This is a genomic window from Maritimibacter sp., from assembly GCF_016774595.1.
In the GTDB taxonomy this organism is placed as follows: Bacteria; Pseudomonadota; Alphaproteobacteria; order Rhodobacterales; family Rhodobacteraceae; genus Maritimibacter; species Maritimibacter alkaliphilus.
In genome coordinates this window covers 908,604-924,219 of sequence record NZ_JACBWT010000001.1, presented here as the reverse complement: position 1 = coordinate 924,219, position 15,616 = coordinate 908,604, and the positions used below count along the sequence as shown (strand labels likewise).

At 64.0% G+C, this 15,616-nt stretch carries 15 protein-coding genes; 8 read left to right on the top strand and 7 right to left on the bottom strand.

All coding sequences use genetic code 11. The features are described from left to right. Window position 1: 1 nt before the first annotated feature. Both HOY44_RS04575 and HOY44_RS04570 read right to left on the bottom strand, forming a co-directional pair. Window positions 2-754 carry a GntR family transcriptional regulator gene (locus HOY44_RS04575; RefSeq protein ID WP_287433311.1) on the bottom strand — a complete coding sequence of 251 codons (753 nt, stop codon included), beginning with the start codon at window positions 752-754 and terminating at the stop codon, window positions 2-4. Continuing rightward, complete coding sequence (locus tag HOY44_RS04570) at window positions 751-1,473, bottom strand: GntR family transcriptional regulator (protein ID WP_287433310.1); 723 nt, start codon at window positions 1,471-1,473, stop codon at window positions 751-753. Before HOY44_RS04570 ends, HOY44_RS04575 begins: the two co-directional genes overlap by 4 nt. A 236-nt stretch (window positions 1,474-1,709) precedes the next feature. Between HOY44_RS04570 and HOY44_RS04565 the strand changes: the two genes are divergently transcribed. The 3 genes from HOY44_RS04565 to HOY44_RS04555 all read left to right on the top strand — a co-directional run bounded on the left by HOY44_RS04565 (window position 1,710) and on the right by HOY44_RS04555 (window position 3,569). Beyond that, entirely contained in the window at window positions 1,710-2,525 is an 816-nt protein-coding gene (locus HOY44_RS04565; protein WP_287433309.1) for a DODA-type extradiol aromatic ring-opening family dioxygenase, read from the top strand. Further along, a complete protein-coding gene (locus HOY44_RS04560; protein ID WP_287433308.1) occupies window positions 2,522-2,785 on the top strand; it encodes a hypothetical protein in 264 nt (87 codons plus the stop codon). The genes HOY44_RS04565 and HOY44_RS04560 overlap by 4 nt, the downstream gene beginning before the upstream one ends. 73 nt (window positions 2,786-2,858) lie before the next feature. Next, entirely contained in the window at window positions 2,859-3,569 is a 711-nt protein-coding gene (locus tag HOY44_RS04555; RefSeq protein WP_287433307.1) for a class II aldolase/adducin family protein, read from the top strand. Here HOY44_RS04555 and HOY44_RS04550 read toward each other — a convergent pair whose 3' ends face one another. The 3 genes from HOY44_RS04550 to dctP are packed head-to-tail and all read right to left on the bottom strand — an operon-like array spanning window position 3,570 to window position 6,419. Then, window positions 3,570-4,868, bottom strand: a complete 1,299-nt coding sequence (locus HOY44_RS04550) for a TRAP transporter large permease (protein ID WP_287433306.1) — start codon at window positions 4,866-4,868, stop codon at window positions 3,570-3,572. Window positions 4,869-4,880: 12 nt separating this feature from the next. Beyond that, on the bottom strand, window positions 4,881-5,351 hold the full coding sequence (locus HOY44_RS04545) for a TRAP transporter small permease (RefSeq protein ID WP_287433305.1): 471 nt from the start codon (window positions 5,349-5,351) through the stop codon (window positions 4,881-4,883). 24 nt (window positions 5,352-5,375) lie between these two features. Continuing rightward, window positions 5,376-6,419: a TRAP transporter substrate-binding protein DctP gene (dctP, locus tag HOY44_RS04540; RefSeq protein ID WP_287433303.1), complete on the bottom strand. Its 1,044-nt coding sequence runs from the start codon at window positions 6,417-6,419 to the stop codon at window positions 5,376-5,378. Window positions 6,420-6,610: 191 nt separating this feature from the next. On the opposite strand from dctP, the gene HOY44_RS04535 reads away from it, so the two are divergent. Together HOY44_RS04535 and dmpG are read left to right on the top strand one after the other, a co-directional pair. Beyond that, entirely contained in the window at window positions 6,611-7,549 is a 939-nt protein-coding gene (locus tag HOY44_RS04535) for an acetaldehyde dehydrogenase (acetylating) (protein WP_287433302.1), read from the top strand. Then, window positions 7,546-8,550: a 4-hydroxy-2-oxovalerate aldolase gene (dmpG, locus tag HOY44_RS04530; protein ID WP_287433301.1), complete on the top strand. Its 1,005-nt coding sequence runs from the start codon at window positions 7,546-7,548 to the stop codon at window positions 8,548-8,550. Before HOY44_RS04535 ends, dmpG begins: the two co-directional genes overlap by 4 nt. Window positions 8,551-8,755: 205 nt before the next feature. Here the strand turns inward: dmpG and HOY44_RS04525 are convergent, their stop codons facing one another. Together HOY44_RS04525 and HOY44_RS04520 are read right to left on the bottom strand one after the other, a co-directional pair. Next, entirely contained in the window at window positions 8,756-10,015 is a 1,260-nt protein-coding gene (locus HOY44_RS04525; RefSeq protein WP_287433300.1) for a glycerate kinase type-2 family protein, read from the bottom strand. A gap of 10 nt (window positions 10,016-10,025) precedes the next feature. Continuing rightward, complete coding sequence (locus HOY44_RS04520) at window positions 10,026-11,174, bottom strand: tartrate dehydrogenase (RefSeq protein WP_287433298.1); 1,149 nt, start codon at window positions 11,172-11,174, stop codon at window positions 10,026-10,028. 118 nt (window positions 11,175-11,292) lie between these two features. Between HOY44_RS04520 and HOY44_RS04515 the strand changes: the two genes are divergently transcribed. From HOY44_RS04515 to HOY44_RS04505, 3 genes are all read left to right on the top strand, one after another. Continuing rightward, window positions 11,293-12,207, top strand: coding sequence for a LysR family transcriptional regulator (locus HOY44_RS04515; RefSeq protein WP_287433296.1), 915 nt, complete (start codon window positions 11,293-11,295; stop codon window positions 12,205-12,207). 164 nt (window positions 12,208-12,371) lie between these two features. Next, complete coding sequence (locus HOY44_RS04510) at window positions 12,372-13,346, top strand: TAXI family TRAP transporter solute-binding subunit (RefSeq protein ID WP_287433294.1); 975 nt, start codon at window positions 12,372-12,374, stop codon at window positions 13,344-13,346. Window positions 13,347-13,423: 77 nt separating this feature from the next. Then, window positions 13,424-15,616, top strand: a complete 2,193-nt coding sequence (locus tag HOY44_RS04505; RefSeq protein WP_287433293.1) for a TRAP transporter permease — start codon at window positions 13,424-13,426, stop codon at window positions 15,614-15,616.

The window sequence follows — 15,616 nt, the reverse complement described above, 5'->3', positions numbered from 1 at the left end:
CTCAGGCGAGGTCGCGCTCGACCCGGACGAAATCGCCACGTAGAATGCCCTCGCCCTGATAGACGATCTCGCCTTGGGCATTCAACCCGGCGCGGCGCACGACTACGGTGGGGGCATTCAGCGGAATGTCGATGAGATAGGCGGTTTCGGCGTCGGCGGCGTCGATCCGCACCGACTGGTCGATGTGCGCGAGGTAAGGATCGAGGATGTCAAACAGGGGTTGTTTGGCAAAGGCCTCGGCCCCGACAGCCTCGGCGATCCGCTGATCGATATAGGATGTGCCGACGAGGTAAGGCACGCCGTTCTGGCTCAGCACCCTCCGCAGGACATGGTAAGCGTCGACCAGTTTGCCATCGGTGAAGTCGGACAGGTCCGGTTCCCACAGCGGCTTTTCGATCTCGGCCCACTCGGCCTCGACCTGCTCCGACTGGAGAACCATGTCGGGCCAGTTGTCGGCCACGGGAAGCCAGAGCCGTCCCTTGGGTTTGGCGAGCACCATCGTGCCGCGCCCGCGCACGCCCTGAATGATGCCTTCCTCTTCGAGAAACGACATTGCCTGACGCACCGTGGCGCGTGAGACGCCCAGATCGTCTGCCAGCGTCTGAAGCGGTGGGATGTTCTCTCCCACCGGCCAGATGCCGCTTTCGATGTTGCCGCGAAACAGCATCACGAGCTTCACGTAGATCGGCGTGGCGTCCGCGAAGGCGAATGCCGAGGTCATATCGTTCGTGCCGGAGGTGTCGGTCTTGCTCATCCCGTCACTCTCGTCGTGTCGAAGCTTTCGACGAAGTTCACGACATCGCCGCGCATCAGCCAGCCCGCGTCCAGTACAACCGCGCCGTCCGGGTCCGTCAGGCTGTGCGCCACGAGCGCGACTGCGGCGTTCACGGGGATGCCGAGGGTTTGCGAGCTGCGGGTGTCGGCGGTGCCGATAGTCGTCGTCTGGCGTAGCACATGCGCGCCAAGATCGGGCCGGGACAGCTGCGCCATGGGCGAGGGGGCGCTGGCGAATACCGCCGGGTCGAAGCGCAGCGTTTCGACCATCACCGGGGTTTCGCCGCGCAGATAAACGCTGCTTGTCGCCGTCAGCCCGTCCGGGTCCGCGTCGGGCAGGGGGCCGCTATCGGCGGGGTCGAGCGGCGCGGCCGTCATGCCGTCCAGAAACCCGGCAAGGTCGGCGCGGGTCCGCGGCATCGTCATCGGGTCCAGCGTTTCGGGACGTTTCAGGACGATCGTTCCCAGTCGCCGCTTGCGCTGCACCAGACCTTCGCGTTCCAGAAACGCCAGCGCCTGTCGCACGGTGCCAGTGGCCACGCCAAAGTGCTGTGCCAGCGTGTCGATGCTGTCCAGCCGCTCGCCCACGGGCCAGTACCCTTGCGAAATCTGACGCCGGAACAGGGTCACGAGCTGGAGGTAGATGGGCGAGTCGCTCTGGTCGAAATCGACGATGGGCGTTCGGACGATCTTCTCCATACAGTTCGGTGACTCGCGTTGGGTCCGTGGCCGGTTCCGAAGGCTCTCGCACAGGTCGAAACCGGGGTTTTTGCTGCTCTCAGCGTTTCACAGGCCGATACCTGCCGCAAGCACGATGCGCAAGGAATCATTAAAAAGGCTAAAAGTATGAATGAATGATTGTAATGCCCGGATGGGCGGCTTAGACTTGGCCGAAACAAGGCATGGCCCGCAGCAGCCGGGCAGAGGAGGACCGCATGAGCGAGATCGTCTGGAGCGCCGCCATGGCCCACACGGCGGCCATGATGCGATTGCCCGAGGACACCGACCCGTCACAGGCCGAGCGGGTGTTCGGCGCGTTCGACAGGCTCAGCCGGACGCTTAAGTCATCGGGCGCAGAGGTGCTGGTGATGGTCGGCACCGACCACATGATGACCTTCTCCTACGAAACCGTCCCCGCCTTTGCCATCGGCACCGGCGAGGCGTTTCCGTCATGGGGCGAGGCTGGGACGGAGAAGACGAGTTACGAGGCGGTCGAGGGCTTGGGCGAAGACGTGGTCGCGCGGCTGCTGGAGCGTGATTTCGACGTGGCGGGCGTGGCCGAGATGCGGCTGGATCACGCGTTCAACTGCCCGCTCAACTTTCTGTTCAAACACGTGCGCCTGCCCGTGCTGCCGGTCTATGTGAACTGCACGATCCCGCCCTTGCCGCGACATCAGCGGTGCCTTGCGTTCGGCGAGGCGCTGGGGGCCGTGCTGCGTGAGCAGGGGCTGGCGGGCAAGGTCGGCGTGGTCGGCACCGGGGGCCTCAGCCACTGGATCGGCCTGCCGCAAACCGGGCTGATCAACGAGGAGTTCGACCGCGATTTCCTTGCCGGGCTGGAGGCGGGGGATTTCGCCGGGCTGGCCGCGCTCGACAGCGACACGGTGATCGAGAGCGCGGGCAACGGCGCGGGTGAGATCCGCAACTGGCTCGTCGCGGCGGCCGCCAGCGGCAAATCGCGGTCGCACACGCTGACCTATGAGCCGGTGTCGGCTTGGAAGACGGGGATCGGCGCGGTGGAGTTCACATGAGCAAGAGACGCAGGGGACTTGAGCGCTTTCTCTACCAGTTCGACAAGGACGAGGGGCTGCGCCAACGCTATGCCGACGACCCGGACGCGGTCGGGGCCGAGATGAACATGGCGGCGGAAGAGATCGAGGCGCTGAAGGCCGACGACCTCGCCACCGTTTACGAATGGGGTCTGCACCCGCTTCTGATCCGGAACTACTCCGGCTTTCGGCGGCTGGACTACTACGGGATGTTGCGTGAGCGCGGGCACAAGCCTGCGTGAGGATGCCGCCGTTTGGCATCGGGCAGGGGGTCGGCGCATGTCGGCCCCCTGCATTTGTCTGGGAGGATAGAATATGACACTCGACGAGCTGATCGCGGACCTCGTGACCGCAAACCACATTCTGGCGCATGAGGGCGTGCTGGACGCCTTTGGGCATGTGAGCATTCGCCACCCTGACGACCCCGCGCTTTTTCTTCTGTCGCAGTCACGCAGCCCCGAGCTCGTGTCGCGCGACGACATCATGACCTTCACGCACGATGGCGGCGTGGTGGGCGAGGACGACCGAAAACCCTATCTCGAACGTTTCATCCACGGCTCGATCTATGCTGAGCGGCCCGACGTCCTTGCCGTGGTCCACAGCCATGCCCGCGAGATCCTGCCTTTTGCCGTGACCCGCGAACCTCTGCGCCCCGTGACCCATCTGGGGGCCATCGTGGGGGCCGAGGTGCCGGTCTGGGATATCCGCGATGCCTTTGGTCCCGCCACGAACATGCTGGTCTCGAATGGCGATCAGGGTGACAACCTCGCCCGCGCGCTGGGCTTGCGGGACGGGATCCTGATGCGCGGTCACGGCTCGGTCGTCGTTGGCCGCGACGTGCGCGAGGCGACGCTCAAGGCGATCTATCTGGGGGTCAACGCGCAAGTGCTGGCCGAAGCGCGGCGCATCGGCGAGCCGGTGTTCCTGAGCGAGGAAGAGCAGCGCCTGTCGAAGGACGTGAACCTTGCGCCGAACCCGATGACCCGTGCGTGGCAATACTACGCCGACCGGGCCGGGCGCGCCTGATCAGTTCAGAACACCCGGCAGGTAGAGCGCGAGCCCCGGTACGAGGATCATCAGAACGATCCGCGCGATGTCGGCGACATAGTAGGGTGCGACCCCGATGAAGATGCGGGTGATCGGAATGTCCGGGTTCATCGACTTCATGATGTAAAGGTTCAGCCCCACGGGCGGCGTGATGAGGCTGAACTCCACCACCATCACGAGCAGGATGCCCCACCAGATCGGATCGAAGCCGAGCGCCACGATCACCGGCGTGAACACCGGCACGGTCAGAAAGATCATCGCGAAGCCGTCGATGAACATGCCGAGCACCACGTAGATCGCCAGAATGCAGAGCAGCGCCTCGACCGGCGAGAGGTTGAGCGACGTGACGAACTCGACCGCCATGCGGGGCAGGCCCGAAAAGTTGACGAACTGGTTCAGGGTCAGCGCGCCCGCGATCATGATGAAGATCATAGCCGACAGTTTGGCGGCCTCGACCAGCGCGTCGAAAAAGATGCGGGTGGTCATCCGGCGGCGCAGGAGCGCGATGAGGAAAGCGCAGAAGGCTCCGATGCCCGCGGCCTCGGTCGTGGTGAAAAGGCCGATGAAGATGCCGCCGATGATGAACAGGAAGAGCGCGCCGACGGCCCAGACCTTGGACAGCGAGACGAGCTTTTCTTGCATGGAGAAGCGTTCGCCGCGCGGCCCCCAATCGGGCCGCAGCGTAGCGACCACAAAAGCCACCGCGATATATGCCAGCGCGGACAGGATGCCGGGGATTAGACCGGCCATGAAAAGGTCCGCGATGCTGGTCTCGGTCAGCAGTCCATAGACGATCAGCGCGCCGGAGGGCGGGATCAAGATGCCCAGCGTGCCGCCCGCTGCAATTGTGCCGGCTGCGAAGCCCATGTCATATTTGAACCGTCTGAGTGCGGGCATCGCGACCTTGGACATTGTGGCGGCCGAGGCAGCGGTCGATCCCGACATGGCTGCAAAGCCCGCGCAGGCCGCGACCGCGCCGATGGCCACACCGCCGCGCAGATGGCCCAGCCATTTGTAGCAGGCGTCGAACAGGTCGTCGGCGAGCCCCGCGCGGGCGACAAAGACACCCATCAGGATAAAGAGCGGCAGGACCGACAGCTGAAAGTCGGTGACGACCTCGAGCAACTGCTGCTCGGCGATCAGGAGCCCCGCGTCGAAGCCGCGCGGATGGATCATCGCGATCCCTACGATTCCGGCCGCCATCAAGATGAAGCCGAGCGGGATACGCGTCAGAATGGCTGCGGCAAGAAGGCCGACAGCGACCAGTGCAATCATCATCTGTTCGTGGTCCTAGTGGTCGGTGTCCGAGGCCGGTTCGGGCCGGAATACGGTGCGAAGCGCGAAAAGGATCGCGGCGGCGGAGAGGATCGTCAGGCCGAGGATGATCCAGCCAAGCGGAACAGGGACAGTCTCGCCCATCTGGCCGCGCGCAAGGTGGCTGCTGGCCTGTTTCCAGAGCAGCCATGTGATGAGAACCGTGCCGCCCAGCGTGAAAAGCGCGGTGACGTGCCGCTCCACTTTGGCGATCCGGGGGAAGATTTCTGGCAGGATACCGACGGCGATATGCGTCCGGTCACGGGTGACGAGGCCGTAGCCTGCGAGGATCAAGAGGGCGAGAAGATATGAAATACCCTCCATCGCCGCGTGGATTGGGGCGGACATCGCATAGCGTGCGACGACATCGGCAGTCGTCAGAAGGGTGAGGGACACCAAGGCGACGGCGGAAATCACGGCGATGATCCGGTAAAGCGTCGTCAACATGGTGCCCCCCTTTGCAAGCTGCGATCAGTTGGTCGCAGCGTCAGCTGCAAGTTCCATCTGTTCGCGGTAGTAGTCCAGAACCTCCTGCGGGTTCTCGATACCGGCGCCCTTAGCGGTCTCGATCCAGCCCGCCTCGAAGCCTGCAAGGCGTTCTTCGATCGCCGCGACCAGTTCGGGCGAAGCGTCCAGTGTTTCGACACCGATCATGCCGAGCGCGCTTTCTTCGTCCCCGTCCTGCACCTTGCCGTATTTTGACGGAAGGTCGTCGGCGAGGGTCTGAATCGCTTCCTGATGCTCGGGCGACAGGCGGTCCCAGCTGTCCTGGTTCATGACCATGGCAAAGCTGATCGACCCAAGACCGCCGGGGATGTGGGTGTAGTACTGTACATAGTCCCCGGTCTGCGACGAGCGCGCGGTCGAGGGCGTGTACATCATGCCGTCCACGGTGCCTTTCGACGCGAACTCAAACAGCTTGGGGAACGGCGCGGGGACGGCGGTGGCACCGAGCGCATCGGCAGCGGCGGCAAGCGGGCCGGGCGTGGTCCAAATCTTCAGACCTGCGTAATCCTCTATCGTCTCGATCGGGCGCACGTTGTTCATGATCTGGCGACCGGCGAAGACGGTGAATGCCAAGACTTTGACCCCATCGTATTCGCCCGACTCGGCGAAATACTTGTCATATGTGCGGTTAAGCGCGACCGAAGCAGCCTCGGCCGAGAGCGTATTGAATGGCAATTCGGCCAGCCTCTGTAGCTTGAACTGCTGCGGCATAACGTAAGCCGCCTGATTCACCACATCGACGATGCCGTTCGTGACCAACTCCCAGTTGCCGTTCACCGGCGCCATCGAGGTGGCAGGGATCGTGACCGTCACTTCGCCGTTCGTGGCTGCTTCGATATCGGCCGCGAATTGTTCGAACAGCACTTTCGTGACTGGCGAGGGCGGCGGGGCGTAGTTGTTGAAAATCAGCTCGGCGGCGGTGGCCGTCTGGGCCGCGAATCCTGCTGCAACGGCGAATGCGGTGGCCGTCGCGGCCCCCCGAAAACCTTTCGCAAGTCTTGTGAACATTGGAACTCCTCCTGTCTTGCGATGCTGCATGTCCTCCCTGCATCGCGCAATCAGGTAACGGCGCAAATGGATAAATGTCAATAAGTATGAAAATATGTATTTAATCTTGCGAGGCAGCCGGCGCCGCGCATAGTGTGGCGCCACACAGGGGTGGTTCGCGACCGTTCGCGACGCACATCACGGAGGACGATATGGCCAAACGAAAATGCGCGATCATCGGGTCGGGCAACATCGGCACGGACCTGATGATCAAGATCATGCGCAACGCCGCATACCTCGACATCGTCGCGATGGTGGGTATCGATCCCGCGTCGGACGGGCTGGCGCGGGCCAATCGGCTGGGGGTTGCGGCCATCGATACCGGGATCGACGGGTTGCGGGCGTTCGAGGGCTACGACAAGATCGACGTGGTGTTCGACGCGACATCGGCCCCGGCCCATGCGGCCCATGCTAAGGCGCTCGCGGCGGACGGGAAAAAGGTCATCGACATGACCCCTGCCGCCGTCGGCCCCTTCACCATCCCCGTCATCAACGGCGCCGAGACGATGGATGCGCTGAACGTCAACATGGTCACCTGCGGCGGTCAGGCGACGATTCCCATAGTTCATGCGGTGCGGCAGGCCACGGACGAGGTCATGTGGGCCGAAATCGTCGCATCGATCGCGTCCAAGTCGGCAGGGCCGGGGACGCGGGCCAATATCGACGAATTCACCGAGACGACCTCGCAAGCGATCCGGGATTTGGGCGGGGCCACACGCGGGAAGGCGATCATCATTCTGAACCCCGCCGAGCCGCCGGTCATGATGCGCGACACGGTCATCTGCCTGTCGCGTGGCGGCACGCCAGAAGCCATCGAAGCGTCGGTCGAGGCGATGGTGGCGCGGGTGCAAAGCTATGTGCCGGGTTACCGCCTGAAGCAAAAGGTCCAGTTCGAGGTGATTGGTGACAACCATCCGGTCAACGTGCCGGGGCAGGGGGCGACCAGCGGGCTGAAGACCACGGTGATGCTCGAGGTCGAAGGGGCGGCGCATTACCTGCCTGCTTACGCGGGCAATCTCGACATTATGACATCGGCGGCGCTCGCCACGGCAGAAGATTGGGCGGCCCGGCAGGAGGAGGTTCACGCATGAGCGATCTTTACATTCAGGACGTCACCCTGCGCGACGGGATGCACGCGATCCGGCATCGGTATTCGCTGGATCAGACCCGCGACATCGCCCGCGCCTTGGACCGGGCGGGAGTGAACGCCATCGAGATCACGCATGGCGATGGGCTGTCGGGCGCGTCCTTCAACTACGGCTTCGGCGCGCAAGACGATATGGAGTGGATCGCGGCGGTGGCCGAGGTCTGCGACCGAGCCGTGGTTACGGTCCTGCTCTTGCCCGGCATCGGGACGGTCGAGGATCTGCGCCGGGCCTTTGAGGCCGGGGCGCGCTCGGTCCGTGTCGCGACCCATTGTTCGGAAGCCGACGTGTCACGCCAGCATATCGCGGCGGCACGTGAAATGGGCATGGACGTCGCCGGTTTCCTGATGATGGCGCATATGCTGCCCATAAACGAACTAGTCGCGCAGGCGAAGCTTATGGAAAGCTATGGCGCCGCCTGCGTCTATGTCACCGATTCCGCAGGCGCGCTGCTGCCCGAGGACTATGCCGAACGCGCAGGTGCGCTGCGGCAGGCGTTGCGGCCCGAGACCGAAGTGGGCGTGCATACCCACCACAACCTAACCTTCGGCGTGGCCAATGCAATTGCCGGGATCAAGGCAGGAGCGCGACGTGTCGATGCCTCGCTCGCGGGCATGGGCGCGGGCGCGGGCAACGCGCCGCTCGAGGCGCTCATCGCGGTGCTGGACAAGATGGGATACGACCACGGCTGCGATCTGTTCGCGCTGATGGATGCCGCAGACGACCTCGTGCGCCCGTTGCAGGACAGGCCAGTGCGGGTTGACCGCGAAAGCCTGTCGCTGGGCTACGCCGGGGTCTATTCCAGTTTCTTGCGACATGCCGAGGTGGCGTCGAAAATCCACGGTGTCGATGCGCGTGAGATTCTCGTTGAGGTGGGTAAGCGCGGGATTATCGGCGGTCAGGAGGACATGATTGTCGACGTCGCGCTTGATCTAGCGCGTCGCTAAGTGGCCTCGACGGTGCAGTTGAAAGAACTGGTTTGCAAGAAGCTCAGCGCAAATCTCGCGTCGTCGGATTCCAATGTCGAAACCTGTCAGGTTTTTGGGGTCGCCCGAACTCGCCAAGTTGTTCACATTAAGCCATCTTCTTTTGTGAGCGCGTCTGAGGCGTCGCGGGACACCACTATTCCACGGGTTGCTGTTGCTCCATCCGCTAATCGGTAATGAGGATCACGCGAAAATCGTTTACATTGGTAAGCGTCGGGCCGGTTTTGATCAGCGCTCCGATCGCATCGAACGCTGAATAGCTGTCGTGCGCCGCGAGTGCAGCAGTTGGGTCTATGCCAGCTCGTCGCATGTCCCTAAGTGTATCCGGGCTGATGATGGCCCCTGCGGCATCCTCACTCCCATCAATTCCATCGGTGTCGCCTGCGATTGCGTAGATGCCCTTCGCACCGTCCAGTTCAAGCGCCAAGGACAACAGGAATTCGGTGTTGCGGCCCCCGCGCCCCGGTGTCCCGGCCCCTATGGTCACCGTCGTTTCGCCGCCGGAGATGAGCGCCGCAGGCGGGCGGCTGGGCACGCCGTGCGCGGCGACGGATCGCGCCACGCCCGCCATCACGCGGCCAAGCTCCCGCGCCTCGCCTTCAAGGGCGTCGCCCAGAAGGACCGGATGCACGTTCGACAGGTCCGCCGTTGCGGCCGCTGCGTCCAAGGCCATTTGCGGCGTTGCGATCAGGCGGACATCCGCGGGGCCTGTGTCACGTTCAACGTCCGGCGCAGCGAGTAGGCTTAGAAAACCCTCCGGCAGGCCGTCGCCCAGAGCGGCGGCAAGAGTGGACAGATCCTCGGACGCAGACGGATCAGGTATTGTGGGACCCGATGCGATTGCGGCGGGATCGTCGCCCGGCACGTCCGAGATTGCCAAGGTCACGACCCGCGCGGGCGCTGCTGCGCGGGCCAGCCCGCCGCCCTTGATGACTGACATCCGGCGGCGGATCTTGTTCATGTCGTCGATGGCCAGACCGGACCGCAACAGGCGCCGGTTGATGGCGACTTCGTCCTCGAAGGTCAGCGGCGGCTGCGGACAGGGCAGCAATGCCGACCCCCCGCCTGAGATCAGCGCAAGGACGAGGTCGCCTTGCCTAGCCCCCGACGCAAGCTCCATCAGGGTGTTGGCAGTGGCCAGACCCGCACGATCCGGTACGGGATGCGCGGCCTCCAGCACGGATATGCGGCTGGTCGGCGCGCCGTGGCCGTAGGGCACCACGACCGCGCCCGTCATGTCCACGTCCGGCCAGGCCGCTTCGACCGCCCGCGCCATGGCCGCCGACGCTTTGCCCGCACCCACGACGATGATGCGCCCTTCTGGTTTCTCGGGCAGATAAGGGGTGAGGACGTCCCGTGGATCGGCGGCCGAGATGGCAGCCCGGAACATCGTCAGGAGCAGGTCCTGAGCGTTCGCGCGTGTCATGATGGGCGGCTTAGATGTTGTCGCCGCGGATCGCTTCGCATACGGCGTCGGTCACCTCTTGCGTCGTGGCGCTTCCGCCCACGTCCGGTGTCAGAACCCCGTCAGCGCAGACCTTTTCGACCGCGCGCATCAGGCGCGTCGCCGCGTCCGCTTCGCCCAGATGCTCCAGCATCTGGCTGGCGGTCCAGAAGGTCGCGACCGGGTTGGCGATCCCTTTGCCGGTGATGTCGAAGGCCGAGCCGTGGATCGGCTCGAACATCGAGGGAAAGCGCCGTTCGGGGTCGATATTGCCTGTCGGTGCCACCCCCAGCGAACCCGCCAGCGCCCCGGCAAGGTCCGACAGGATGTCGGCGTGCAGATTGGTGGCGACGATAGTGTCCAGCGACTTCGGGTCCTTGACCATGCGCACGGTCATGGCGTCGACCAGCATCTTGTCCCATGTGACATCAGGGAAATCCTGCGACACTTCGGCTGCGATTTCGTCCCACATGACCATGCCGTGCCGCTGCGCGTTGGACTTGGTCACGACGGTCAGGAACTTGCGCGGACGCGACTGCGCGAGCGCGAAGGCGTAGCGCATGATCCGCTCGACGCCGGTCCGCGTGAAGATGGACACCTCGGTCGCCACCTCTTCGGGCATCCCACGGTGCGCCCGCCCCCCGACGCCCGAATATTCGCCTTCGGAATTCTCACGCACGATGACCCAGTCCAGATCGCCGGGTCCGACGCCCGCGAGGGGCGAGGAAATGCCGGGAAGGATCTTGGTCGGGCGCACGTTGGCGTATTGGTCGAACCCCTGACAGATCGGCAGACGCAAGCCCCAGAGCGTGACGTGATCCGGCACGTCCGGCGCGCCGACGGCCCCGAAGAAGATCGCGTCGAAATCTTTCAACTGGTCGCGTCCGTCTTCGGGCATCAGGGCGCCCAGCTTTTTGTAGCGTTCCGACGACCAGTCAAACTCGGTCACGTCGATGGTGAAACCGCCATCGCGCCGCGCAAGGGCTTCGAGAGCCTGCAAACCAGCTGCGATCACCTCGGGCCCGATCCCGTCTGCGGGAATGGCTGCAATCTTGTAGGTCTTGTTGGCCGAGGTATCGCGCGTCGCCTCGCCCGCCTGCCCGGATGTGCCATCGGCCGGCGCTCTGTAGACCTTCGACATGTTCGTCCTCCCGACGGTTATTTTACGTTCGCTTTGCCCAAAGGTCTAAAGAAGGATCAGGGCACTTCTCAATTCGCAGCCGATTATATACAAAACTCGTATAATTCTGAGGTGCGACATGGATACCGACCAACTCAAGTGCTTTCTGGCGGCGGCCGACACGCTGCATTTCGGCCGTGCCGCGCGCGCGCTCGACATGCTCCCGGCCTCATTGGGTCGGCAGATCAAGACCCTTGAGGCGCGGCTGGATACGCCCCTTTTCCATCGCACGACGCGGGCCGTGTCCCTGACCGAAGCAGGCCAGACGATACTCGAGGACGCCCGCCACCTTGTCGCCCTGTCGGACGCGTTCGAGGAAAAGGCGCGCGCGGTTCGGCTGACCGCCGGGCATCCCTTGCGCGTCGGCGTCATCGACAGCGCCGCCGCCGGTCTGATGCCCCAGCTTCTGGCCCATCTCAGGGCCGAAGCGCCCGAGATCGAGGTGCAGCTGATCGAGCAGAAAACGATGCACCTGCTGCCCAAGCTTCTGAGCGGTAGCCTCGACCTTGCGATTTGCCGCCCGCCCGATGTGCGCGACCCGAAGATCGTCTTTCGCACCCTGTTTTTCGAAACGGCGGTCGTGGCCCTGCCGGAAACCCACCCCTTGGCCGCGCGGTCCGAGATTCGCATCGAAGACCTTGACGATCAGGACCTGATCGTGCCGGACCGCCGCTCGCGCCCCCATTCGCATGACCTGACCATCAAGCTGTTCATGGATGCCGGGCTGACGGCGCGTATTGCCCAAATGGCCGAGGAAAAGCACACGATCGTCAACCTTGTCGCCTCGGGCGCCGGGCTGGCAATTGTTCCGCGCTGGACCGAGCGGCTGCGTGTGGCTGGTGTCGTCTTCGTGCCGCTGCTCACGCGCGAGGGCGTCACCCGTTCGAAACTGGTCCTGGCTGCGGCCTGGCCGCAGGGGGCGCGGGACCCACGGCGCGATCAGGTGCTCGACGTGCTGGAGCGGCACCTAGACGAGATCGAAGCCTCGGCCTGAGGGAGCCTGGTCAGGCGCCTCCGGCGGCGCGGATTAAATTATATCAATCTTGAATATAATCGCACGCGCATTGAGCGAAACCCGCTGCGCTGCTCAAGTTTGAACGTCACTTTCCTGCTGGCTTGGAGAGGCCCGCAGGAAGGCTAACGGAGGAGGAAAGCCCGATGAAAATGAATGTAATTCTCGCCGCCGGTGCGCTTGCCGTCAGCGCTGTTGCCGCCACGGCTCAGGACCGTGACAGCTGGCCATCGTCGATCACCATCGGCACCGGGTCGCAGGGCGGCACGTACTTTGGCTATGGTTCGGGCTTCGGCGCGATGATCACCGAAGCGCTCGGTGTGAATGCAGGTGCCGAAATCACTGGCGGCCCTGTCCAGAACGTGACGCTTGTCGAAACCGGCGAGCACCAGCTTGGTTTCGTCACGCTCGGACCGGCGGACGAAGCGCGCAAGGGCGAAAGCCCCCTCATGCCGGGCGTACCGCATGAAAACGTGCGCGCCCTATTCCCGATGTACCAGACCCCACTGCAAGCCGCCGTGCTGGCCAGCTCCGATATCGAAAGCTTTCAGGACATGGCCGGCAAACGCGTGGGCGTCGGCCCGGCGGGCGGCACCTCGGCCACCTACTGGACCCGCTTTTTCGAGAACGCCGAAGGCTATGACGGCGTGAAAATCTCGAACGCCGGTGGGTCGGACACCGCCGGGCAGCTGAAAGACGGCCTGATCGACGCCTTCGTCTATGCCGCCGGTCTGCCGACGGGCGCCTATGCCCAGCTTGCGGTCGAAAACGACGTGCGTTTCATCTCGATGGATCAGGACACGCTCGACGCGATGATGGAGATTGTGCCTGCCATGGCGCCGTTCACCATCCCGGCCAACACCTATGAGGATCAGCCGGACGACCTGCAGACCGTGTCGCTGTGGAACTTCGCCATCGCGCATCAGGACATGCCGGACAGCCTTGCCTATGAAATCACCGCGCTGGCCATGGAAAACCATGACCGTATGGTGACCAACCACGCGGCGGCCAAGGAAACGCTGGCCGAAAACGTACTGAAAAATCAGGTGATCCCGTTCCATCCGGGTGCCGTGAAGTGGTTCGAGGAAAACGGGCATCAGATTCCCGACAACCTTAAGTAACTCACCCACTTCTGCGGCACGGCTGGCCCTTGCGCTGGCCGTGCCTGCACCTGAACTCTCTTGAGAAGTAGGTTTCCATGACCCAGCAGCCCAGCAACGCCGCGTCGGGCGCGACCGATCTGTCCGAGATCGAAAGGGAAACGGCCCGCGCGAATGTCGATACCGATCCGATTTCGGCAAACCAACGCGACTTCGCGGGTCTTCGCGGCCACGTCATCGCGTGGCTCGCCGTCGGATATTCGGTCTTTCACCTGATGGTGATGAACGTCTATCCGCTGGAAACCTGGAGCTATCGGCTCAGCCATGTCGGCGGCGGCCTGATCCTTGGGTTCCTCCTGTTCTCGGCGCACAGCTATCATGGGGATCGCCATGGCGGGCGGCCGCTGTGGGCCAAAGGTGCGGTCGCTGTCGGCGGCGCGGGCATCCTTTACGGCCTGCTTTGTGTGGTCGCCATCTGGATCAACGGACGCGTGTTTGGCGAGGCTTTGCCCCCCGCCTGGGCCATGAGCACCTTCGGCATCCCGCTTGCGGGCGGCTCCGCGCTGGTGATCGCCGCCGCCTGGTTCGCGCCCGGGCCCAAACGGCAGGTCTATGACCTGGGCGACACGCTGCTGGCGCTGGCCGCACTGGCCGCGACCGCCTATCTCATCTTCTTCGCCCGCCAGCTTCAGCTGCGCGCGGGGATGCCCATGGCCCTGCCGGGCGATATGTGGGCCGCCGTCACGGGCGTTCTTCTGATCATCGAACTGACACGGCGTCTTGCGGGCCTTGCCCTCGTGATCATTGCGGGCGTCTTCGTGGCTTACGCCTTTCTCGGGCCGTGGCTGCCGGGGATATTCGAACATCGCGGCTATGATCCGAAACGCTTTTTTTCGTACATCTTCACGGACAACGGCGTGTTGTCCGCGCCCACCGCGATCTCATCCACCTACATCATCCTCTTCGTCATCTTCGCGGCGTTCCTGCAAACCACGCGGGTCGGAGAGTATTTCGTCAATCTCGCCTTCGCGGCCGCGGGCCACCGGCGCGGCGGCCCTGCGAAAGTGGCGATCTTCGCCTCGGGCCTCATGGGCATGATCAACGGCACCTCGGCGGGCAATGTCGTGGCGACCGGGTCGCTCACCATACCGATGATGAAGAAGGTGGGGTACAAGCCGCAGACCTCGGCCTCGGTCGAAGCGGCCGCCTCGACCGGCGGGCAGATCATGCCGCCGATCATGGGGGCCGGCGCCTTCATCATGGCCGAGATCACGGGCATCGCCTACATGGACATCGTCTATGCCGCGATCATCCCCGCGATCATCTACTTCGTGTCGGTCTATTTCATGGTCGACATGGCGGCCCAGAAGGCCAACATAAAAGGGCTCCCGCGCGAGCTGTTGCCCAAACTCGACGTTCTCATCAAGCAGATCTACCTGTTCAGCCCGATCGTGGTGCTGATCGGGGCGCTGTTCATGGGGTATTCGGTGATCCGCTGCGGCACGCTGGCCATGGCGACGGCGGCGGTCGTGTCCTGGCTCACGCCGCACGCGATGGGGCCGAAACAGCTTTTCAATGCGCTCGACAGTGGCGCCCGGATGGTGCTGCAACTGGTCGCGGTCTGCGCGACGGCGGGGATCATCGTGGGGGTCATCGCGCTGACCGGGATCGGGTCGCGGTTTTCGACGGTGCTGCTGACGCTTGCCGATCAGAGCCAGATCCTCGCCCTGTTCTTCGCGATGGTGGTGTCGATCATTCTGGGCATGGGGATGCCGACGACGGCGGCCTATGCGGTGGCCGCCAGCGTGATCGCGCCGGGGGTCATCAACCTTGGGGTCGAGCCGCTGACCGCGCACCTGTTCATCTTCTACTTCGCGGTGATGTCTGCGATCACGCCGCCCGTCGCGCTTGCCGCCTATGCCGGGTCCGCGCTCGCCGGGTCCGATCCGATCCGTACCAGCGTCGAAAGCTTCAAGATCGGTTTGGCCGCCTTCGTCGTGCCGTACATGTTCTTCTTCTCGCCCGCGATGCTTCTGAACGGAAGCTGGCTTGCCATCGCCCATGTGGCCGTGACCGCCGTGCTCGGAGTGTATCTGCTATCGGCCGCCGTGCAAGGATGGTTCTTCGGTCACGCCGGCTGGGCCGCGCGCCTCGCGCTGCTGGTGGCGGGCCTTGCCATGATCTTCGCCGGATGGACGACCGACTTTATTGGCCTCGCAATCGCCGCCGCGCTTGTTGTGGTGCAGAAAAAGGTAGGTTCCACTGCCGAAGTCGTGCAGGACGCGGATTGA